Origin of the sequence: Salmonella sp. SA14318, assembly GCF_029866905.1 — a bacterium.
Taxonomy (GTDB): domain Bacteria; phylum Pseudomonadota; class Gammaproteobacteria; order Enterobacterales; family Enterobacteriaceae; genus Salmonella; species Salmonella enterica.
The window spans coordinates 2,985,241-3,005,200 of sequence record NZ_CP123282.1 but is presented as its reverse complement, the minus strand read 5'-3'; the positions used below and the strand labels follow the sequence as shown (position 1 = coordinate 3,005,200).

The 19,960-nt window shown below is 51.5% G+C and carries 18 protein-coding genes; 7 read left to right on the top strand and 11 right to left on the bottom strand.

Going from position 1 to position 19,960, the window contains the following annotated elements; all coding sequences use genetic code 11:
* The first annotated feature begins 104 nt into the window (after positions 1 to 104).
* On the top strand, positions 105 to 2,249 hold the full coding sequence (dinG, locus tag QEN32_RS14455) for an ATP-dependent DNA helicase DinG (protein ID WP_001218630.1): 2,145 nt from the start codon (positions 105 to 107) through the stop codon (positions 2,247 to 2,249).
* Positions 2,250 to 2,278: 29 nt separating this feature from the next.
* Positions 2,279 to 3,253, top strand: coding sequence for a DNA-binding protein YbiB (gene ybiB, locus QEN32_RS14450; protein ID WP_023138452.1), 975 nt, complete (start codon positions 2,279 to 2,281; stop codon positions 3,251 to 3,253).
* 155 nt (positions 3,254 to 3,408) lie between these two features.
* Here the strand turns inward: ybiB and ybiJ are convergent, their stop codons facing one another.
* Both ybiJ and QEN32_RS14440 read right to left on the bottom strand, forming a co-directional pair.
* Positions 3,409 to 3,669 carry a DUF1471 family protein YbiJ gene (gene ybiJ / locus QEN32_RS14445; RefSeq protein ID WP_000849089.1) on the bottom strand — a complete coding sequence of 87 codons (261 nt, stop codon included), beginning with the start codon at positions 3,667 to 3,669 and terminating at the stop codon, positions 3,409 to 3,411.
* A 284-nt stretch (positions 3,670 to 3,953) separates the two neighbouring features.
* Positions 3,954 to 4,220, bottom strand: coding sequence for a DksA/TraR family C4-type zinc finger protein (locus QEN32_RS14440; protein ID WP_000146332.1), 267 nt, complete (start codon positions 4,218 to 4,220; stop codon positions 3,954 to 3,956).
* Positions 4,221 to 4,424: 204 nt separating this feature from the next.
* On the opposite strand from QEN32_RS14440, the gene rlmF reads away from it, so the two are divergent.
* Positions 4,425 to 5,351 (top strand): 23S rRNA (adenine(1618)-N(6))-methyltransferase RlmF, encoded by a 927-nt coding sequence (gene rlmF / locus QEN32_RS14435; RefSeq protein WP_001275962.1) that lies wholly within the window; start codon positions 4,425 to 4,427, stop codon positions 5,349 to 5,351.
* Here the strand turns inward: rlmF and ybiO are convergent.
* The 6 genes from ybiO to rhtA all read right to left on the bottom strand — a co-directional run bounded on the left by ybiO (position 5,348) and on the right by rhtA (position 12,129).
* Positions 5,348 to 7,570, bottom strand: a complete 2,223-nt coding sequence (ybiO, locus tag QEN32_RS14430) for a mechanosensitive channel protein (RefSeq protein WP_265322346.1) — start codon at positions 7,568 to 7,570, stop codon at positions 5,348 to 5,350. The genes rlmF and ybiO overlap by 4 nt on opposite strands.
* A 118-nt stretch (positions 7,571 to 7,688) precedes the next feature.
* Positions 7,689 to 8,411, bottom strand: a complete 723-nt coding sequence (glnQ, locus tag QEN32_RS14425; RefSeq protein ID WP_000569093.1) for a glutamine ABC transporter ATP-binding protein GlnQ — start codon at positions 8,409 to 8,411, stop codon at positions 7,689 to 7,691.
* Positions 8,408 to 9,067, bottom strand: coding sequence for a glutamine ABC transporter permease GlnP (gene glnP / locus QEN32_RS14420; RefSeq protein ID WP_001159076.1), 660 nt, complete (start codon positions 9,065 to 9,067; stop codon positions 8,408 to 8,410). The genes glnQ and glnP overlap by 4 nt, the downstream gene beginning before the upstream one ends.
* Positions 9,068 to 9,212: 145 nt before the next feature.
* Positions 9,213 to 9,959, bottom strand: coding sequence for a glutamine ABC transporter substrate-binding protein GlnH (gene glnH, locus QEN32_RS14415; RefSeq protein ID WP_000838671.1), 747 nt, complete (start codon positions 9,957 to 9,959; stop codon positions 9,213 to 9,215).
* A gap of 476 nt (positions 9,960 to 10,435) precedes the next feature.
* Positions 10,436 to 10,939, bottom strand: a complete 504-nt coding sequence (gene dps, locus QEN32_RS14410; protein WP_000100805.1) for a DNA starvation/stationary phase protection protein Dps — start codon at positions 10,937 to 10,939, stop codon at positions 10,436 to 10,438.
* Between the two features lie 302 nt (positions 10,940 to 11,241).
* The gene (rhtA, locus tag QEN32_RS14405; protein ID WP_001119554.1) at positions 11,242 to 12,129 is read right to left on the bottom strand and encodes a threonine/homoserine exporter RhtA; all 888 of its coding nucleotides are present in this window, start codon (positions 12,127 to 12,129) and stop codon (positions 11,242 to 11,244) included.
* 353 nt (positions 12,130 to 12,482) lie between these two features.
* On the opposite strand from rhtA, the gene ompX reads away from it, so the two are divergent.
* A complete protein-coding gene (ompX, locus tag QEN32_RS14400; RefSeq protein ID WP_000716763.1) occupies positions 12,483 to 12,998 on the top strand; it encodes an outer membrane protein OmpX in 516 nt (171 codons plus the stop codon).
* 62 nt (positions 12,999 to 13,060) lie between these two features.
* On the opposite strand, the gene QEN32_RS14395 is transcribed toward ompX, so the two are convergent.
* Positions 13,061 to 14,641 carry a phosphoethanolamine transferase gene (locus QEN32_RS14395; RefSeq protein ID WP_001089325.1) on the bottom strand — a complete coding sequence of 527 codons (1,581 nt, stop codon included), beginning with the start codon at positions 14,639 to 14,641 and terminating at the stop codon, positions 13,061 to 13,063.
* 264 nt (positions 14,642 to 14,905) lie between these two features.
* On the bottom strand, positions 14,906 to 15,034 hold the full coding sequence (mntS, locus tag QEN32_RS14390) for a manganase accumulation protein MntS (RefSeq protein WP_001001755.1): 129 nt from the start codon (positions 15,032 to 15,034) through the stop codon (positions 14,906 to 14,908).
* Between the two features lie 185 nt (positions 15,035 to 15,219).
* On the opposite strand from mntS, the gene mntR reads away from it, so the two are divergent.
* Both mntR and QEN32_RS14380 read left to right on the top strand, forming a co-directional pair.
* Entirely contained in the window at positions 15,220 to 15,693 is a 474-nt protein-coding gene (gene mntR / locus QEN32_RS14385) for a manganese-binding transcriptional regulator MntR (protein WP_000533542.1), read from the top strand.
* Positions 15,690 to 16,802, top strand: a complete 1,113-nt coding sequence (locus tag QEN32_RS14380; RefSeq protein ID WP_094948007.1) for an anion transporter — start codon at positions 15,690 to 15,692, stop codon at positions 16,800 to 16,802. The genes mntR and QEN32_RS14380 overlap by 4 nt, the downstream gene beginning before the upstream one ends.
* A 43-nt stretch (positions 16,803 to 16,845) precedes the next feature.
* On the opposite strand, the gene ldtB is transcribed toward QEN32_RS14380, so the two are convergent.
* Entirely contained in the window at positions 16,846 to 17,766 is a 921-nt protein-coding gene (ldtB, locus tag QEN32_RS14375) for a L,D-transpeptidase (RefSeq protein WP_001056404.1), read from the bottom strand.
* A gap of 218 nt (positions 17,767 to 17,984) precedes the next feature.
* On the opposite strand from ldtB, the gene QEN32_RS14370 reads away from it, so the two are divergent.
* On the top strand, positions 17,985 to 19,577 hold the full coding sequence (locus QEN32_RS14370; RefSeq protein ID WP_000961479.1) for an ABC-F family ATPase: 1,593 nt from the start codon (positions 17,985 to 17,987) through the stop codon (positions 19,575 to 19,577).
* The last annotated feature ends 383 nt before the right edge of the window (positions 19,578 to 19,960 follow it).

Sequence of the window (19,960 nt, the reverse complement as noted above, 5' to 3'; positions counted from 1 at the left end):
CACATCGCGTTGCGAGCCGCCTTCCAGAACCGGTAAAAAAGGTACTTCCCGCCCCTGAAATGTGACACAATAGTGGCTGTTTATACAGTACTTCAGGTTTTCTCATGGCATTGACCGCTGCGCTGAAAGCGCAAATCGCCGCCTGGTATAAGGCGCTTCAGGACCAGATTCCCGACTTTATTCCCCGTGCGCCGCAGCGGCAGATGATTGCTGACGTCGCCAGAACGCTGGCCGGGGAAGAAGGGAGACATCTGGCTATTGAAGCGCCGACCGGCGTCGGGAAAACCCTCTCCTATCTTATTCCCGGTATCGCCATTGCCCGGGAAGAGCAAAAAACACTGGTGGTCAGTACCGCTAACGTGGCGTTACAGGATCAGATCTTTAGCAAAGATTTGCCGCTGCTACGAAAAATCATCCCCGATCTGCGCTTTACCGCCGCCTTTGGCCGCGGGCGTTACGTGTGTCCGCGAAACCTGGCGGCGCTCGCCAGTAGCGAGCCTACGCAGCAGGATCTGCTCGCCTTTCTTGATGACGAACTGACGCCTAACAATCAGGAAGAGCAAAAGCGCTGCGCCAGGCTGAAAGGGGATCTTGACGGTTACAAATGGGATGGTCTGCGGGATCATACCGACATTGCTATTGACGACGATCTGTGGCGGCGATTAAGTACCGATAAAGCCAGTTGTCTGAACCGCAACTGTCACTATTACCGCGAATGTCCATTCTTTGTCGCCCGACGTGAAATACAGGAAGCGGAAGTCGTGGTGGCGAATCACGCGCTGGTAATGGCGGCGATGGAAAGTGAAGCCGTACTGCCGGAACCAAAGCATCTGCTGTTGGTACTGGATGAAGGTCATCATCTGCCCGATGTCGCTCGCGATGCGCTGGAGATGAGCGCGGAAATTACCGCCTCCTGGTATCGCTTGCAACTGGACCTGTTCAGCAAACTGGTGGCGACCTGCATGGAGCAATTTCGCCCTAAGACCACGCCGCCGTTAGCGAATCCTGAGCGACTTAACGCCCATTGCGAGGAGGTGTACGAACTGATCGCCTCGCTCAATGCCATTCTTAATCTGTATATGCCCGCAGCGCAGGAGGCGGAGCACCGTTTTGCAATGGGCGAGTTGCCTGATGAGGTCATGGAAATCTGCCAGCGACTGGCGAAGCTGACCGAGACGCTGCGTGGGCTGGCGGAATCCTTTCTCAACGATCTCAGCGAAAAAACCGGATCGCACGATATTGTGCGTTTGCATCGGGTGATTTTACAGATGAACCGGGCGCTGGGAATGTTCGAGGCGCAAAGTAAATTATGGCGGCTGGCTTCGATGGCGCAGTCTTCAGGCGCGCCGGTGTCCAAATGGGCGACGCGTGAAATACGCGAAGGGCAACTCCACGTCTGGTTCCATTGTGTCGGTATCCGCGTCAGCGATCAGCTGGAAAGATTGTTATGGCGCAGCGTACCGCACATTATTGTCACCTCGGCGACACTGCGCTCGCTCAATAGCTTTTCGCGTCTGCAGGAAATGAGCGGCTTAAAAGAAAAAGCCGGCGACCGCTTTGTGGCGCTGGATTCGCCGTTTAATCATGTGGAACAGGGGAAACTGGTGATTCCTCAAATGCGCTACGAACCCACCATTGATAACGAAGAGCAGCATATTGCCGAAATGGCAGCCTATTTTCGTGAGCAACTGGAGAGCAAAAAACATCATGGTATGCTGGTACTGTTCGCCAGCGGGCGGGCGATGCAGCGTTTTCTGGAGCATGTCGCTGATGTGCGCTTACTCCTCCTGGTCCAGGGCGACCAGCCGCGTTACCGGCTGGTGGAGCTACACCGTAAACGGGTGGAGAGCGGCGAACGCAGCGTGCTGGTTGGGCTTCAGTCTTTTGCCGAAGGGCTGGATCTTAAAGGCGAGCTGCTGACGCAGGTCCATATCCATAAAATTGCTTTCCCGCCGATCGACAGCCCGGTCGTGATCACCGAAGGCGAATGGCTAAAAAGCCTGAATCGTTATCCGTTTGAGGTACAAAGTTTACCAAGCGCGTCTTTTAATTTAATTCAGCAGGTAGGGCGATTGATCCGTAGCCACGCCTGTCGGGGAGAAGTGGTCATTTATGATAAGCGTTTGTTGACCAAAAACTACGGACAGCGTTTACTGAATGCCTTACCTGTTTTTCCGATAGAGCAGCCTGCCGTGCCAGACGTTATAGTAAAACCAAAAGCAAAACCTGCACGCCGCCGACGGCGTTAATGCTGTGAGCACACTTCAAGGAGCTTTCAATGGATTATCGCAAGATCATCAAAGAGATCGGGCGAGGTAAAAATCACGCCCGCGATCTGGATCTGGATACCGCGCGCGGTTTGTATACCCGAATGCTGAATGGCGACGTCCCCGACCTGGAGATGGGCAGTATATTGATGGCGCTGCGTATTAAAGGCGAAGGCGAAGCCGAAATGCTGGGCTTTTATGAAGCCATGCAGAATCATACCATCAAACTGACACCGCCCGCAGATAGGCCGTTGCCGGTCGTTATTCCCAGCTATAACGGCGCGCGTAAACAGGCGAATTTAACGCCGTTGCTGGCTATCCTGCTGCATAAATTGGGCTTTCCAGTTGTAGTACACGGCGTCAGTGAAGATCCGACCCGCGTACTGACGGAAACAATATTTGAGCTGATGGGGATTGTGCCCACCCTACACGGCGGACAAGCGCAGGCCAAACTGGACGGGCGCCAGCCGGTGTTTATCCCGGTGAGCGCGCTCTGCCCGCCGCTGGAAAAACAGCTGGCGATGCGCTGGCGGATGGGCGTGCGCAACAGCGCGCATTCACTGGCCAAGCTGGCGACGCCATTTGCTGAGGATGCCGCGCTGCGTTTATCAAGCGTTTCTCATCCTGAATATGTTCCGCGTGTGGCGACCTTTTTTAGCCGCATTGGCGGGCGGGCTTTGCTGATGCATGGTACCGAAGGCGAAGTCTATGCCAACCCGCAACGCTGTCCGCAAATTAGCCTGATTGATAGCCGCGGCGTGCAGGTACTGCATGAGCGCCAGAGCGACACGTACGACGAGCCGCTTTCACTGCCTGCGACTAAAGATCCTGAAATCACCGCGCGCTGGATTGAGCGCTGCCTTGCCGGCCACGAGTCGGTGCCGCAATCATTAAAAACGCAAATGGCCTGTTGTCTGGTTGCGACGGGAGAGGCGGCGACGTTAGAAGACGGGCTTGCGCGCGTCGAACAGGCTTTTAGCGAATAAAAAAAGCCCGTCCAGTGGCGGACGGGCAAATAAGGGTAACAAACAGGGTTAATGAGGGTTGGAGCAGTGGGTCTGTTGGCAAACAGACGAGGGTAATACCCGTCAGAATTCAAACAACAGCGATGTTACAGCCTGAAATCTGGCGGGCAGGTAAATTATTTATAAATCACCGCAGTGCCGCTCATTTTGTCATTACCCACGGCGGAGGTGATGTTATAAGCGCTTGCGCCAGCAGCGGCGGCTTTTTCAGCCAGTTTAGCTTCCAGGCCATCCAGCGTGGTGGCGCCATCGGCAGACACTACGCCGATTTTATGCAGGTTTTGCGTCTGAGACGCGCTAACCGGTTCTGCGGCAAAAGCGCCAAAAGAAAGGGTAGAAAGCGCGATGGCTGCAACAGCATATTTAATGGTTTTCATGATTAATCTCTCGCAGGTTATTCTGTTTATGGGACGATTTTTCGTTGATGTGATGAGTATCACGGTTTTTTGCGAAAGATAAAATCGAATAGAATTGACAGCCTTGCTCAAAATTTTTGAATGACAAATAACCTATTGATTATTAATTAATTCAACGGTGGAATTTACCGTTCTTGTCATCTGGCTTTACAGAGTCGAGGTTAACGGCACATTCTGCGACGCAGAACGCTAAAAAGCATGAGCGTAAAGGAATGGATGATACTGGCGGTTTCGGTAAAGAAAAGTCAGCGTAACTGGCTGTCTTTTGAACCTCTGCGATTATATCCTGAAAATGTTGCGTTATGTAAATCTTTCTCCTGTTGGCAGGATATGCATAACCGAACGCCCGGTACGGCTTTACGCCGCGCTTCAGGGATAGGGTCGCCGCAAGATTCGCATTCATCGCGACTTTCGCCGTGAGGAAGTTCGCCGCGAGCGCGGGCAACGGCATCTTCAATGGTATTGTTGATTTGTTCATTCACTGCGTCATCATTTGCCCAGCCGGATGCCATCACGCTCTCCTGATTTTAGGGTACCTGAGGTTAAGTGTAGCGCCGTCAGGTGAAAAAATCGCATCGCGCGATCTTTTCAGACCATGAGCAGAGCCAATGTCATTCAGAGAGCCGATAAAACGAGCGAGGCAGGGAATTCGCGGTGGTATATTTACCCCGTGGCGTTATACGGGTATCTTACGCCGCTGCTAAAAGGAGAATGCCATGTCCGCCCAGAAACCGGGGTTACACCCGCGCAACCGCCACCAACACCGTTATGATCTTGCCGCACTGTGTCAGACCACGCCGGAATTGACGTCCTTTCTTATCCGCACGCCCGCCGGTGAACAGAGCGTTGATTTTGCTAATCCGCAAGCGGTAAAAGCGCTCAATAAGGCGTTGCTGGCGCATTTTTATGCCGTCACACACTGGGACATTCCGCCAGGGTTTTTATGTCCGCCAGTGCCTGGTCGTGCGGATTATATCCATCATCTGGCGGATCTGCTTGGCGAAACGACAGGGAGTATTCCGGCGCAGGCAACTATTCTGGACGTAGGCGTGGGCGCCAATTGTATTTATCCGCTTATCGGCGTCCATGAATATGGCTGGCGATTTACCGGTAGTGAAGTCAGCGACGCAGCGATGTCCAGCGCGCAGGCTATCATTCAGGCTAATACGGGGTTAAGCCGCGCCATTCGTCTGCGTCGGCAAAAAGATCCGGCGGCCATTTTTACAGGTATCATTCATAAAAATGAATTTTATGACGCAACGCTTTGTAACCCGCCTTTTCACGACTCCGCCGCCGCAGCCCGCGCGGGCAGCGAGCGTAAGCGCCGCAATTTGGGGCAGAATAAAGATGATGCTCTGAACTTTGGCGGTCAACAGCAGGAGCTATGGTGTGAAGGCGGCGAAGTCGCCTTTATTAAAAAAATGATTGCTGAAAGCCAATCCTTCCGCCGTCAGGTGTTGTGGTTTACGACGTTGGTGTCGCGCGGCGAGAATTTACCGCCGCTTTACCGGGCGTTGACGGAGGCTGGCGCGGTGAAAGTGGTGAAAAAAGAGATGGCCCAGGGGCAAAAGCAAAGCCGCTTTATTGCCTGGACCTTTATGGATGACGACCAGCGTCGCCGTTTTATCACCCGTAAACGCTAAATCGTCGGTTCGCGCGGCGGCAGTGAATCAGGCGACGGGCCGCCAGCGGGGGCGGGTAGAACCTGATACGTTTGCACCGGCGCGCGCACATTGGCCAGATCAAAATGCTTTTTCACCTGGCTATCAAGGGCAAAACGCACCGTCCACTGCTTGAGCGGTAGGGTGGTGAACGATACGCGTAAAGTAAACGCCGTGTTCGTTAAACCGACAATACCGGCGAACGTGGGTTCGCCGATAATCAGCCCGCGAATATCCTCCGTCTCCATCAGCGCCGTTACCGCGTCTTTCAGCGCCTGATTCGCTTTATCCGCATCCTCATGGCGATCCACGTCATAGTTGGCGACAACTGAGCCGATACCGCGCACAAAGTTGGCGAAAGTGGTGATCGAGGACCACGGGATAATATGGTATGCCCCGGTATCCTGCCGCACGCCGACGGAACGAATCGACATTCTTTCGACCGTCCCCGTCAGCGGGCCTATGGTGACTAAGTCGCCGGTATTCATCCCGTTTTCAAACTGAATAAAGACGCCGGTAATAATATCTTTCACCAGGGTTTGCGAACCGAAAGAGATAGCCAGACCTAACGCCCCCGCGCCAGCCAGCAATGGCGCGATATTGACGCCGATTTCCGATAACACGATCATGATGGTTATGGTACTGATAATCACTGCCAGCGCATTGCGGAACAGCGTCAGCAGCGTGCGCGTGCGGGCGCTGGGTAGCGGGCGACCATGAATATCGGAGGCCAGGCGATTCTCAATCAGACTGGCGAGAATCGTCCATCCCACGGCGGAGAAGAATAAGATTAACGCGATACGGATGAGGATATCGACCATCTTTTCCCCCGCGCCATAATGTAGCCAGTGCCAGAAATCGAATAATCCCCAGGCGTTGAGCAACAGCATAACGGCGACGCAGACGGTCAAAAAGCGTGCGACTTTTAGCGCTGAGGAGAGCCAGCCGTTAAGCCGCTTTTGTAATTCCGGGTAATTGCGCTGCGTATGGGGCGACAGGGTGATGGTTTTCGCTATCCAGCGGGTAAACATACCGGAGATAAACGCCGCGATGCCAATAATCGCCAGACTGCGCACAGTCGCGCCCATCATAAACTTCAGGCTATTGCCTGGGTCGAATAACGAGAAGAAAAACAGCACGATAAAGTAAGCGCTGGCCAGCCAGTGCCACACCAGCGCAAAGGCGCGGATAAACAGGCTAAAAAAGGCTAATGATCGTTCCGCCAGACTTAATAAATGTTGCGTAATCTCCGCTTTGTTTTTAAAGATCAGGTACAGCGCCCAGATGGTGATGCAGAGCATGATCGCCACATTAGCCATCGCGCCAACCTGAACATTCACCTGGTTGGAAATAATCGGAACGGCAACAATCAGCCCGTAGCCAATCAAACTGCTAAGGGAACTCATACGGCGATTCCAGTAACGCGCTGTCGCATCCTGAATCGCGAATGGGCGTAACTCCGGTACATTAGGGCAAAAAATAAGCCGCAGAATCGCTTTAAAGAACTCTATCAGCGCGAAGGCATTCAGGAACAGGCTTTGCTGAAAAGCGATAGTTCGACTTCCCGCATGGAAATTATCACTGAGCATCTGACCGATAAATAAGGTGAGCGCCAGTAGCAGCAGGTCGATAATAAACGCGCCGACGATCATCGCCGGGAGCTGTAACCAGTTGCTGCGTTCACGGTTTTTCTTGCGCGCCCACAGGCCCATTTTTCGATATAACGGCAGGGCGCAAAGCCGTATCACGCTATAAAAACCAAATACCGCGGCGGTCAGAAATAAAAAGTGGGTTAACGCGTTGGTGAAGGTTTGCGAGTTAAATGGCTTGTGCGGCGCATCGGTGATGTTGCGATAAAGCTGGGCGAAACGGGTAGCGAAAGCATCGCCGTACTGACGGGTAACGGTGGTGACGTTCTCCAGTACCGTTTTTTCATCTTTGGCCGCAGGCGGCGCAAGCGCTGGCGACGGCTCGGTCGGCGGCGTGGTTGAGGCTTCGCGGAGTTGCGCTATCAATTCGTTACGTGAAGCCTCGTTCTCCAGTACGTCAGCCAGGGCCGCATAGGCCGCTTTTTTTTGTTCAGGACTGGGCTCTGGCGCTGCTTGCTGGCTGGTTGATGTCCCCGTGGTCACGCCGGGTATGGCGACCGCATGGGCAGGCGCGCCCAGTAGACAAAAAAGGATGAACAGGGTCCACCGCATGACTCCTCCAGTGAGAAAAGAGACGCAAAACACTAAGTATAGATGGCGCAGGGGAGGGAAAATGAAATGGGACTATTCCATGATGCCCTCCCTGCCGCAGGGCAGGAAGGGCGATATCTCAGGAGACGTGCTGTAAAAATTCCTGTAAACGTGGGCTTGGCGGGTTTTCGATCAACGCCTGCGGGCTGCCATCTTCGGCAATACGGCCTTTATCGATGAAAATCAGCCGTGAGGCGACTTTTTCGGCAAAGCCGATTTCGTGAGTGACAATGACCATAGTCATGCCTTCTTCCGCCAGATCCTGCATGACTTTCAGCACTTCATGGCGCAGTTCAGGGTCCAGAGCGGAGGTTGGCTCGTCAAAGAGCATCATTTTCGGCTTCACTGCCAGCGCTCGGGCAATGGCGACGCGCTGTTGTTGACCGCCGGAAAGCTCGGAGGGGTAGTGGTGCGCCCGTTCCGCCAGTCCAACTTTCGCTAATAGTGCTTTCGCCTGTTTTTCCGCTTCTTCTTTCTTTACGCCGCGCACGCGCAGAGGACCGAACATCACGTTTTCGAGCGCGGTCAGATGCGGGAACAGATAAAACTGTTGAAACACCATGCCGGCTTCCTGGCGAATCAGCCGTTCGTCTACTTTAGGATCGTTGACTTTCAGACCATCGACAATCAGATCGCCGGAGGTGATCTCTTCCAGTTTATTGATACAGCGTAATAACGTGGATTTACCCGAACCGGAAGGGCCGATAATCACAACCACTTCGCCCTGACGGATGTTTAAATCAATGTTATGTAGCACCTGGGTGGGGCCAAAGTGCTTGGAGACGTTTTTAAATTCAATCACAGGATTTTCATCCTTCTTTCAAGACGACGCAAAATAAAGCTCAGCACCAGCGTAATGATCAAATAGAAGACGGCCACGGCGCTCCAGATTTCCAGGGCGCGAAAGTTACCGGCAATAATTTCCTGGCCCTGACGGGTCAGCTCGGCTACGCCGATAACAATAAACAACGAGGTGTCTTTGATGCTAATGATCCACTGATTGCCCAGCGGCGGCAGCATACGGCGCAGAGCAAGCGGTAAAATAACATGGCGGATGGTTTCCCGGCGAGAAAGGCCCAGCGCCAGACCCGCTTCGCGAAAACCTTTGTGAATGGATAGTACTGCGCCGCGAGTAATTTCCGCGATATAAGCGCCGGAGTTAATCATAATTGTCACGACCGCTGCGCTGAACGGATCAATACGCAAATCATTAAATGCCATCGGCAGGGCAAAGTAGATAAACATGACCTGGACAACGATGGGCGTGCCGCGAATAATTTCAATGAAAACCAGGGCGATGTGGTTGGCGAACCAGCCGCCAAACGTACGGGCAAAACCTGCCGCCAGTCCAATAACCAGGCCGCCAGCCAGACCGAGGACCGAGATCCACAGGGTCATTTTAGCGCCCTCAAGCAAAAGCGGAATGGCGGGCCAGATGGCGCTCCAGTCAAACTGCATATGTCGTTCCTGTTACCGTGGTGTAAATAGTCAAATGCTCTATCCGGCGCGGAAATGGCGTGAAAGTGTCTTATCCGTCACGGAAAAGAGCTGTAGGCCCGGTGAGCGTCCTCACTACCGGGCCACAAGCCAACATCAGGTCGTTTTATTTAGGTTCTGTACCGAACCATTTTTTGTAGATTTCGTTATAGGTGCCATTCTCACGCAGCGTTTTTAGCGCGCCGTTGACTTTCTCGCGCAGTTCATCGCTGCCTTTCGGGAAGGCAACTCCGTATTGCTGTGCTTCCAGCGATTCGCCTACCGCCTTGAACTGGCCGTTGCCTGCGGTTTTGATAAAGTACAGGATGTTCGGCGTATCGTGCAGAACAGCGTCTGCGCGGTTGGTGCCTAATTCCATGTACGCGTTATCAATGTTCGGGAACTGACGCAGGTCTTTAGTTTTGATGTTCGCTTTCGCGTAATCCACCGACCCGGTTCCGCTCTTCACGGCAACGACTTTGCCATCGAGGTCTTTAACGCTTTTAATATCGTTATTGTTGGCTTTCACCATCACGAGCAGACCGCTTTTGTAATAGCCATCGGAAAAGTCGATCGCTTTTTTACGCTCGTCCGTAATCGTAATACCCGCCAGCGCCAGATCGATATTTTTGGTTTGTAATGCCGGAATAATGCCGCTGAAATCCATCGGTTTCAGGGTGTAGTCCAGCTTCAGTTCTTTCGCGATAGCGTCCCACAGATCAACATCAAAACCGACGTATTTGTCGCCCTGTTTAAATTCAAACGGAACGAACGCCGTATCGGTTGCCACAACGAGTTTCTTATCCGCGGCGTGCGAAGACACCGCAAAAGCCAGGGTAAGTGCAGCCAGTGAAACTTTTAATAGAGACTTCATAGCATTTCCTTTTCTATCCACGGGGCGATCCCCTGCGAGAACATGTAGCGTAATGAAAAAATCATGCCAATTATGTAACTCATTGTTTTAACAGAAGCGTGAATCATTCCTGTGCACAATAAGTCGGGCAAAACCAGTATGCCGCACCGTTTTGGGGCACTGATTTAGTGCATGAATAACAAAGTAGAGATACAGGGTCTATTTAGCGTAAAAATTGTTGTTAAAACAATCTTTAATTAACGATTGTGTGATGTAATTATTACAAATAATTCACTTTTATCGGAGGGGAGTACAAGACGTGTGCACTATTTAAGTGCAAAACCCCTGTGCCAGGCAGGGGTATAGGGATGACTTATATACCTGTGTACATCAAGTTGCAGGTGCGTTCGCTTCAGTGACCGACGGAAGTCAGGCTTCTGCGGATTCGCTGCGTTTGTACCTTCCTGCAACTCGAAGTATTCAGGGTAGAGATAGATTTATTCGATGTTGGATTCGATAAACCACAGGAATTTATCGAGGTCGCGTGATGCGGCGGTAAAGATATCGGCAGTGTCTTCATCTTTGGCTTCACCGATAGCTTTGCGAACATCATTAGCGACAACAGCGTAGCGATCGGCCAGTTCTTTTAAGTGATCCTGCACGTTATGGATGTCGAGCGGATAGCTTTTCAGTGGAGTTTTGCTGTTGATAACTTGCGTGGTGCCTAACGCCACACCGCCAAGCTGTACGGCGCGCTCGGCCATAGTATCCAGATGATCGGTCAGTGCGGTACGGAAGCCATCCAGCATCTCATGAACGGCAATAAAGTTAGCACCGCGCATGTTCCAGTGGGCCTGTTTCGTGATCAGCGACAGGTCAATGAACTGGATCACCTGACGATTAAGCAACTCAACCGTCGCTTTTTTATCGCTCTCTGATACATCGTTACGGGTATAAAGCAGATTAGACGCTTTTGTTTTTACCAGTTTAGCGGTACTCATAATCTCATATCCTCTTGATGTTTGTGTCCCAGGTAATTAACGAAAATAAGTATAGCACCGGTTTTTAACTTTGCTTTTTTGAATTTACCTATCACTTTAATAGTACAGACAAGATTTAATATTTATTATGATTAAAAATCAATTGGTTAGGTGGGTTTGTTGTTTTGTGGGTAATAATTCTCATTTTAATGTAAAAAATGAGAAAAAATATGACAAAAAATGACGAAGTAATAGTGCGATAATAAAAGGTGAATAACGAGGTGATATTCTGCATGATTATGCACATCATGCAGAATAAGAAACTATTTTACGTCAACTTGTTTAATTTGCGGTTCGCGGCGAATCGTTAGGGTAGATCCCATTGAAGCGGCAATGATGGCGCACAGGGCCAGGATTTGTATGCCCGTAAGCGTTTCGCCCAGAAAAATCATCCCGGAAACGGCGGCCAGCGCGGGTTCCATGCTCATCAGCGTACCGAAGGTGCGGGTTGGCAGGCGCGTCAGCGCAATCATTTCCAGTGAATAAGGCAGCGCCGTAGAAAGCACAGCGACCGCTAACCCTAAGGGAAGAATCGACCAGTGCCATAGCGCGTCGCCAGCCTGAACTGCACCAATCGGCACGAAAATGATGGCGGCAATCAGCGAGCCTACCGCCACCGTGGCCGGACCATGTTCCGCGCCTGCTCGCTGGCCGGTAAGAATATAGACAGCCCAACAGGCGCCAGCGCCGAGCGCCAACGCGGCCCCGGTAAGATCGACGTGAGACATATCTTGCCCTAATGGCAGCAGGAACCAGAGTCCAAGCACAGCCAGTACGACCCAAATAAAATCTACCGGCCGTCGGGATGAAAACAGCGCGACCGCCAGAGGACCGGTAAATTCCAGCGCGACCGCAATACCCAACGGCACCGTCTGAATCGACAGATAGAATAGATAGTTCATCCCGCCCAGCGACAGACCATAGAACAGTAAAGGCAGCCGCTGCTCTTTGGCAAAACGCAAACGCCAGGGTTTGAAAAAGGCGATAAGGATAAGCGTTCCCAACGCCAGACGAAGCGCCGTTACGCCCGGCGCGCCGACAAGAGGAAATAACGATTTCGCCAGTGAAGCGCCACTCTGAATAGAGGACATGGCAATGAGCAAAACCAAAATGGGCAACCAGACTGGTAGTTTACGTGTTGACCCCGGCATCCTTTCTCCTGTCAAAAAATGTCAGTACGAGTAAAGGTGGCAGTGTAATGGAAATTCCCCGTGGCGGTTGAGGATTCGTTGAAAAAAAATTTCCAGGATTCCATAAAATGAACTTAAATTGATGGATAAATAGACTGTTAGTTTAGGAATAATCTGGATGAATGTATCGCGTCGCACGCGCATTATTGGTGCAATCAGCCGGAAAAGTGACGTTAATTGAATAAGATAGCGCGATATGGAAACGTTCTGTTACATGAAAGGCGCCCTTAGACACCGTGAATCGCAAAGAGTTTCCCATTAATTTTTGATATATTTAAAACTTAGGACTTACTTGAAGCACATTTGAGGTGGTTATGAAAAAAATTGCATGTCTTTCAGCACTGGCCGCTGTTCTGGCTTTTTCCGCAGGTACTGCAGTAGCTGCTACTTCTACCGTTACCGGTGGTTACGCTCAGAGCGACGCGCAGGGCGTAGCGAATAAAATGAGCGGTTTCAACCTGAAGTATCGTTACGAGCAGGACGACAACCCGCTGGGCGTAATCGGTTCCTTCACCTACACCGAAAAAGATCGTACTAACGGTGCGGGCGATTACAACAAAGGTCAGTACTACGGCATCACTGCCGGCCCGGCTTACCGTCTGAACGATTGGGCGAGCATCTACGGTGTAGTCGGTGTGGGTTACGGTAAATTCCAGACGACCGATTACCCAACCTACAAGCATGACACCAGCGATTATGGCTTCTCCTATGGCGCTGGTCTGCAATTCAACCCGATGGAAAATGTTGCTCTGGACTTCTCTTACGAGCAGAGCCGTATTCGTAGCGTTGACGTTGGCACCTGGATTGCTGGTGTGGGTTACCGCTTCTAATCACGTCGGTGAAAATGAAAAATCCGCCTTTCGGGGCGGATTTTTTTTGCCTGAAACATGCATTATTTTAGTGAAAAAATATCGCTGCCCAGATGGTTATAGTCCACTTTCTGTAATTTGAAATTGGTGATATAAACGGGCCCGGCTTTCTGCTCCGAAATAAATCGATAGCGATTTTTGATCTCTTTAGCGCTAATTCCTGTCCATTGCGAGAAAAAACTCAGAAAATCGTTCGCAGAACGGCGAGCTTTAATGATCCGATGCGCTTTACTGTCGCTGGATAGCACCATAAACGGCACCTGGAAGTTTTGCTGGAATTTGTCGTCATGCGCCAGGTACTGTACCGCTTTGCCGCGCTCTTTAAACGCCAGCCCGTGATCGGAGAAATAGACGAGCGAAAAACTGTCGCCGCTATGACGAAGCTGAGTATAGAGCTGACGGAGCAAATCGTCGGTTTGCGTCATGGTGTATAAATAACAAGACGTCTCTTTCGACTGGACAAACGTCGCGTATTTTCCCTGAGTGCGGTCGCAGGCCTGGGGATGCGACCCCATTAAATGCAACACAATCAACTGCGGTTGCGTGCGTTCTGTCGCCAATACCTGCGCCGTCATGCTTAACAGCGCGTCGTCGCGAGTATTTTTATCCGCTTCAAAATCGCCGTTTTTCAGGAAATGCGCTTCATCGGCGCGTTTGGCGATACTGGCGATGGCCGTGTCGTATTCGCCGATTTGCCCCTGATTGGAAAACCACCATGTCTGAAAACCGGCGCGGTTAGCCAGCGTGACGAAGTTATCCTGATACTGCGGTTTGTTATCCACCACGCGATTGAGCGTTAAACCGAGCGATTTTTGCGTTGAGCCGCTGGCGGCGATGTAATCCATAAAGAAGTCGCCATTCACATGGCTGGCGAAGGGGGTATTATCCCAGTGGCCGCCGAAAGCGCCCATGGCATCCCGTCGCGCGCTTTCACCAATCACCACGACATAGATGTGATATCTGGGTTTCACCGCAGTAACCGTCCAGCTATCTTTTATGCCGGATAGCTGCGCCATACGGTGCTGCTCTTCAATGACTTCGTTGTTATTGACGATAACGTCTTTGGCGAAGCGAAAAACCGGATAGCCGGTATCAATAACCTTAAAAACGCCGCCCCACGCCAGATTTTGTACCGGCGCGACGAAAAATGCCGCGACGCTGATCAGCAGGCACAGGCTGTCGAGGCTATTCCAGCGCGGCCTGACCTCTTCTTTTCGGCGGCGAAGCGCAATAATACCCAGCGCAAAAATAAAAAGTCCGGTCAGGTAGCTATACCACGGGAAGATGGTCAGGATTTCGCTCGACTCTTCCATATTGGTGGAGTGCAGCGCCAGCAGCGTATTAAAGTTCGGCGCCCCGTAAGCCTGGCCAAAGGGAAAATAGCAAGCAGCTACCAGCGAACAGATGCCGAGCAGCGCTTTTTGTCCGCGGGGCAGGTAGCGCCAGAGCAGCAGCAGCAGGCAGGTAAACGCCGCGGTATAAAGCAGGCTAAAGGGGTAGCCGAGCGCGAGGTTAATCAGCAGCGACTGTAAAAAGTAGAGGCCCGCCCACGGGCTTACAGCCCGACGACGGGCCAGAAGTGAATCGATAAGGGTTGAATTCATATGCCACTATTGCAAAAACGCCATGTGCTAACCCTGGCGCGAAGGGTCATTACCTGCCTGATTATGCGTAAAAAAGGTATTGGGTTCGCAACGGCGAGTCGCAAAATATTCAGGGCTGCCAGAAGATAGAGCGTGCGGGTAAGAAGGTCAACCGCCGGAAAGAAAATGTTTTGCGAAGAGAATAGCAAAACCACAAAAAAACAGGGGAAATGGGCGCCATTTCCGTTGAGGATGCAAAATAAAGCGGCGTACCGCACCGCCGCGTTATTTCGTGGAAGGGTTATCCTGCTCCGGTTTGCCGTTGATCATATCGCACAACATAGAGAGCAGCATTAACCGGACTTTAAAGGGAGAGTGACTGAACACGCGTATACACCTCTTAAATTCGTTCATATAAACCTCCTGATGTTTCTATCCCATCGATCCGTGAGGGATGTCTGCATTACATACAGATATAGCACAGGCTATGTTTTATAGCTATTGCTAAAACGTTAATTTTTTGTGCCCGGACAACTCTGGTTTACAATGAGCGCTCTGTCAGCTGACGCGTTAACGCGTCACAGAAACGAGGAAGCAAAATGGGTCGTCGCGCAGGTACGCCAACAACAAAAAAAGTGACGCAATTGGTGAACGTAGAAGAACACGTTGAAGGATTTCGTCAGGTCAGAGAGGCGCATCGCCGTGAGTTGATAGACGATTACGTTGAGCTGATTTCCGATTTAATTATTGAGGTAGGGGAAGCGCGTCAGGTGGATATGGCGGCGCGGCTCGGCGTCTCCCAGCCGACTGTGGCCAAAATGCTTAAGCGCCTGGCATCGTTAGGATTTATTCAAATGATCCCCTGGCGCGGCGTTTTTCTGACGCCGGAAGGGGAGAAGCTGGCGCAGGAAAGCCGCGAGCGGCATCAAATTGTCGAAAATTTTTTACTGGTATTAGGCGTAAGCCCGGAAATCGCGCGTCGTGATGCGGAAGGGATGGAACACCATGTCAGCCAGGAGACATTGGATGCCTTTTTGGCCTTCACGCAACAGCATGGAACATCTGCAGAATGAATCTGGCCTTTTTACGGGCGCTGCGGCGTGACCGTTTTTTTCAGTTGTTGATCATTGTGGGGATGGCGTTAAGCCTGTTTGTTCCTTTTGCGCCTCGCGCCTGGCCTGGCGCGATTGACTGGCACACCATTATTACCCTCAGTGGGTTAATGTTGCTCACTAAAGGCGTTGAGCTGAGCGGCTATTTTGATGTGCTGGGACGCAAGATGACGCGCCGATTTCATACCGAGCGGCAACTGGCGATGTTCCTGGTGCTGGCTGCGGCGGCGCTGTCGACCTTTCTGACAAACGATGTCGCGCTGTTTATCGTTGTGCCGCTGACGATAACGTTAAAAAAACTGTGCGCGATTCCGGTCAACCGATTGATTATTTTTGAAGCGTTGGCGGTGAACGCTGGTTCGCTGCTGACGCCTGTCGGTAATCCGCAAAATATTCTGTTGTGGGGACGCTCCGGCTTAACCTTTGCTGAATTTAGCGGGCAAATGGCGCCGCTTGCCGTCATGATGATGCTGACGTTACTGCTCCTGTGCTGGTTTTGTTTTCCGGGTAGGGCGTTACAGTATCATACCGGTACGCGTTCGCCGCAGTGGCAGCCCCGTCTGGTGTGGAGTTGCCTGGCATTATATGTCGTTTTTCTTACCGCGCTGGAGCTCAGGCAAGAGTTATGGGGACTGGTGTTGGTGGCGGCTGGGTTTATTGTGCTGGCGCGCAGGGTGATAGTCAGCGTGGACTGGACGCTGCTGCTGGTATTTATGGCGATGTTTATTGATGTCCATCTGCTAACGCAATTGCCGGCGTTGCAGGGCGTTTTCAACCAGGTTGGCGCACTGTCTCACCTGGGACTTTGGCTAACCGCTATCGGCCTGTCGCAGGTTATCAGTAATGTGCCCAGTACCATTCTCCTGCTGAACTATGTACCGGCCTCGACGCTGCTGGCGTGGGCGGTGAATGTCGGCGGGTTTGGTCTGCTGCCGGGGTCGCTGGCAAATCTTATTGCTTTACGGATGGCGAACGATCGCCGAATCTGGTGGCGATTTCATTTCTATTCGCTGCCGATGCTGGCATGGGCGGCGCTGGTGGGATATGGATTATTGCAACTGATGCCGTAAGAGAAGCCCGATAGTATCTATCGGGCTTCGCAGGCAGAGTCTGTCAGTTCAGACGAACCGGCATCCCGGAACGATCCTGAACCGCCTGTTGTACGACGGTCTGATCAACGTCAGGCTCGTTGGTGACGGCCAGGATGCTCTTATTAAGCGTGATCGGCACCGCTTCCTTACCTTCAAACTGCGCTTCCGTCGTTGACAGCGGGTTATGTACCTCAATGTAACGGCTACCGTCCGGCTCGGTGGTGGCTTTTACCGGTTCATCGATAAACTGCACGCGGGTACCGACCGGCACATTTTCAAACAGGAATTTGATATCGTCGTTGCGCAGACGTACGCAGCCGTGGCTCACGCGAAGCCCGATGCCGAAGTTGGCGTTGGTGCCGTGAATAGCATACAGGCGACCGATGTACAGTGCGTACAGACCCATCGGGTTATCCGGGCCCGCAGGCACGACGGCAGGCAGCGGCTCGCCGGCGGCGCGATATTCAGCGTGCATTTTTGCCGTAGGCGTCCAGGTCGGACCGGCTTTTTTACGTTCAACTTTGGTCGTCCAGTTGATAGGCGTGTCTTTACCTAACTGACCGATCCCAATCGGCAGGACGATAACGGTGTTTGTGCCTTTCGGATAGTAATAGAGGCGCATTTCCGCGCTATTGATGATAATGCCTTCGTGTACGGTATCCGGCAGGATCAGCTGCTGCGGAATATTCAGCACGGTACCGCCCTTCGGCAGGAAGGTATCCACGCCCGGGTTGGCTTCCAGCATGTTGGAGAGCCCCATCTGATACTCCGCGGCAAAATACTCCAGCGGCTGGGTATTGCCCTCCGGAACGGTGATGACCTGATTTTGCCCAATTAAACGGCTACCATCGGTAGGCAGCGGGTAAGTGACTGCTGAGGCTGTTTTACAAAAACCAACTACAGCGAAAGCCGCCGCGAAAAGCGTTGTTAATTTCATATTCATGTTATGCGAGATTCTGTGCCAAGCAGGCTAGTAGGTTGAGAATTCTGTCATGTTGGGAGCGCATTATAGGTGCATTCCAGTAAACAGGGAATTCAGATGTGTACGAAATCACGTTTTTTTCCCTTACGGTTCAGTGTAGCCCTTTGTACAGGGCGCGATCTTATTTCAGACTTGTGGCATAATAAGCGGTTTGTCACATCTTTTTTCAGGATAAGCCTGTGTTAGTTTCCAGCAACGTTACCATGCAGTTCGGCAGTAAGCCGCTGTTCGAAAACATTTCCGTCAAATTTGGCGGCGGCAACCGTTACGGCCTGATTGGCGCCAACGGTAGCGGAAAGTCCACTTTTATGAAAATCCTCGGCGGCGACCTGGAGCCGACGCTGGGCAATGTTTCCCTCGATCCGAATGAGCGCATCGGTAAGCTGCGTCAGGACCAGTTCGCTTTTGAAACATTCACCGTACTTGATACTGTCATTATGGGGCATGGCGAACTGTGGGAAGTCAAGCAGGAGCGCGACCGTATCTACGCTTTGCCGGAAATGAGCGAAGAAGACGGCTATAAAGTCGCCGATCTGGAAGTAAAATACGGCGAGATGGACGGTTATTCCGCTGAGGCGCGCGCGGGCGAACTGCTGTTGGGGGTGGGCATCCCGCTGGAGCAGCATTACGGTCTGATGAGTGAAGTCGCGCCAGGCTGGAAATTGCGTGTGCTGCTGGCGCAAGCGTTATTCTCTAACCCGGACATCCTGTTGCTCGACGAACCGACCAACAACCTGGATATTGATACTATCCGTTGGCTGGAGCAGGTGCTGAACGAGCGCGATAGCACGATGATCATCATTTCGCACGACCGTCACTTCCTGAACATGGTTTGTACGCATATGGCGGATCTGGATTACGGCGACTTGCGCGTCTATCCGGGTAACTATGATGAGTATATGACGGCGGCGACCCAGGCGCGTGAACGTCTGTTGGCCGATAATGCGAAGAAAAAAGCGCAAATTGCCGAGCTGCAATCTTTTGTTAGCCGTTTTAGCGCCAATGCCTCTAAATCGCGTCAGGCAACGTCGCGCGCGCGGCAGATCGATAAAATCAAGCTGGAAGAGGTGAAAGCCTCCAGCCGTCAGAACCCGTTCATCCGTTTTGAGCAGGATAAAAAACTGTTCCGTAACGCTCTGGAAGTGGAGGCGCTGACGAAAGGTTTTGATAACGGTCCGCTGTTTAAAAATGTCAATTTGCTGCTCGAAGTCGGCGAGAAGCTGGCGGTACTCGGCACCAATGGCGTGGGTAAATCTACGCTGCTGAAGACGCTGGTTGGCGATCTGGACGCCGATCACGGCACCGTTAAATGGTCGGAAAACGCGCGTATTGGTTACTACGCGCAGGACCACGAATATGAATTCGAAAATGACCTGACGGTGTTTGAATGGATGAGTCAGTGGAAGCAGGAAGGCGACGACGAGCAGGCAGTGCGCAGTATTCTGGGCCGCCTGTTATTTAGCCAGGATGATATCAAAAAGCCTGCGAAAGTCCTCTCCGGTGGCGAGAAGGGCCGTATGCTGTTCGGCAAACTGATGATGCAAAAGCCGAATATCCTGATCATGGACGAACCGACTAACCACCTGGATATGGAGTCGATCGAATCGCTGAATATGGCGCTGGAGCTGTATCAGGGCACGCTGATCTTTGTTTCGCACGACCGTGAGTTCGTCAGCTCGCTGGCAACCCGCGTCATTGAAATTACGCCGGAGCGCGTGGTGGACTTCAGCGGCAACTACGACGATTATTTGCGTAGTAAAGGGATCGAGTAAGTTATTGTCTGTAACCCCGATAGCGTCGGGGTTACAGAATGTTAACAAGGTAATTTTTATTTTTTCCGAATGCAATGTGAAAATTATATATACTCTTAATATTCGATTTTAAAATTAAATGAAAGAAGAGGATCTATCATAAAAATTGCGAATATATTTTGTGGTAAACATATTGTAATGTTATTTTCTTTATAAGAATTCAAGTGCTATTTTATATTCCTTTATTGTTCAACAAAAGGAATAAATATGAGCATTTTGGAACGCTTTTTTGGCCGTAAAGAAAAAAACTCATCTAATATACAAGGTGTTTTAGTAGCGAATGCTGAAATTGATAACCCACTAAGTTTAGTTGTTGTATTTGATACTCTCCCGGAAAATAATTC

Excerpts from the sequence above, each read along its gene's own strand:
- ldtB (WP_001056404.1), bottom strand. The coding sequence starts at position 17,766 with ATGAATATGAAATTAACAACGCTTTTCGCGGCGGCTTTCGCTGTAGTT.
- rhtA (WP_001119554.1), bottom strand. The coding sequence starts at position 12,129 with ATGCCGGGGTCAACACGTAAACTACCAGTCTGGTTGCCCATTTTGGTT.
- mntS (WP_001001755.1), bottom strand. The coding sequence starts at position 15,034 with ATGAACGAATTTAAGAGGTGTATACGCGTGTTCAGTCACTCTCCCTTT.
- dps (WP_000100805.1), bottom strand. The coding sequence starts at position 10,939 with ATGAGTACCGCTAAACTGGTAAAAACAAAAGCGTCTAATCTGCTTTAT.
- glnH (WP_000838671.1), bottom strand. The coding sequence starts at position 9,959 with ATGAAGTCTCTATTAAAAGTTTCACTGGCTGCACTTACCCTGGCTTTT.
- ybiB (WP_023138452.1), top strand. The coding sequence starts at position 2,279 with ATGGATTATCGCAAGATCATCAAAGAGATCGGGCGAGGTAAAAATCAC.
- ompX (WP_000716763.1), top strand. The coding sequence starts at position 12,483 with ATGAAAAAAATTGCATGTCTTTCAGCACTGGCCGCTGTTCTGGCTTTT.
- rlmF (WP_001275962.1), top strand. The coding sequence starts at position 4,425 with ATGTCCGCCCAGAAACCGGGGTTACACCCGCGCAACCGCCACCAACAC.
- glnP (WP_001159076.1), bottom strand. The coding sequence starts at position 9,067 with ATGCAGTTTGACTGGAGCGCCATCTGGCCCGCCATTCCGCTTTTGCTT.
- QEN32_RS14380 (WP_094948007.1), top strand. The coding sequence starts at position 15,690 with ATGAATCTGGCCTTTTTACGGGCGCTGCGGCGTGACCGTTTTTTTCAG.
- QEN32_RS14440 (WP_000146332.1), bottom strand. The coding sequence starts at position 4,220 with ATGGCATCCGGCTGGGCAAATGATGACGCAGTGAATGAACAAATCAAC.
- mntR (WP_000533542.1), top strand. The coding sequence starts at position 15,220 with ATGGGTCGTCGCGCAGGTACGCCAACAACAAAAAAAGTGACGCAATTG.
- dinG (WP_001218630.1), top strand. The coding sequence starts at position 105 with ATGGCATTGACCGCTGCGCTGAAAGCGCAAATCGCCGCCTGGTATAAG.
- QEN32_RS14395 (WP_001089325.1), bottom strand. The coding sequence starts at position 14,641 with ATGAATTCAACCCTTATCGATTCACTTCTGGCCCGTCGTCGGGCTGTA.
- ybiJ (WP_000849089.1), bottom strand. The coding sequence starts at position 3,669 with ATGAAAACCATTAAATATGCTGTTGCAGCCATCGCGCTTTCTACCCTT.
- ybiO (WP_265322346.1), bottom strand. The coding sequence starts at position 7,570 with ATGCGGTGGACCCTGTTCATCCTTTTTTGTCTACTGGGCGCGCCTGCC.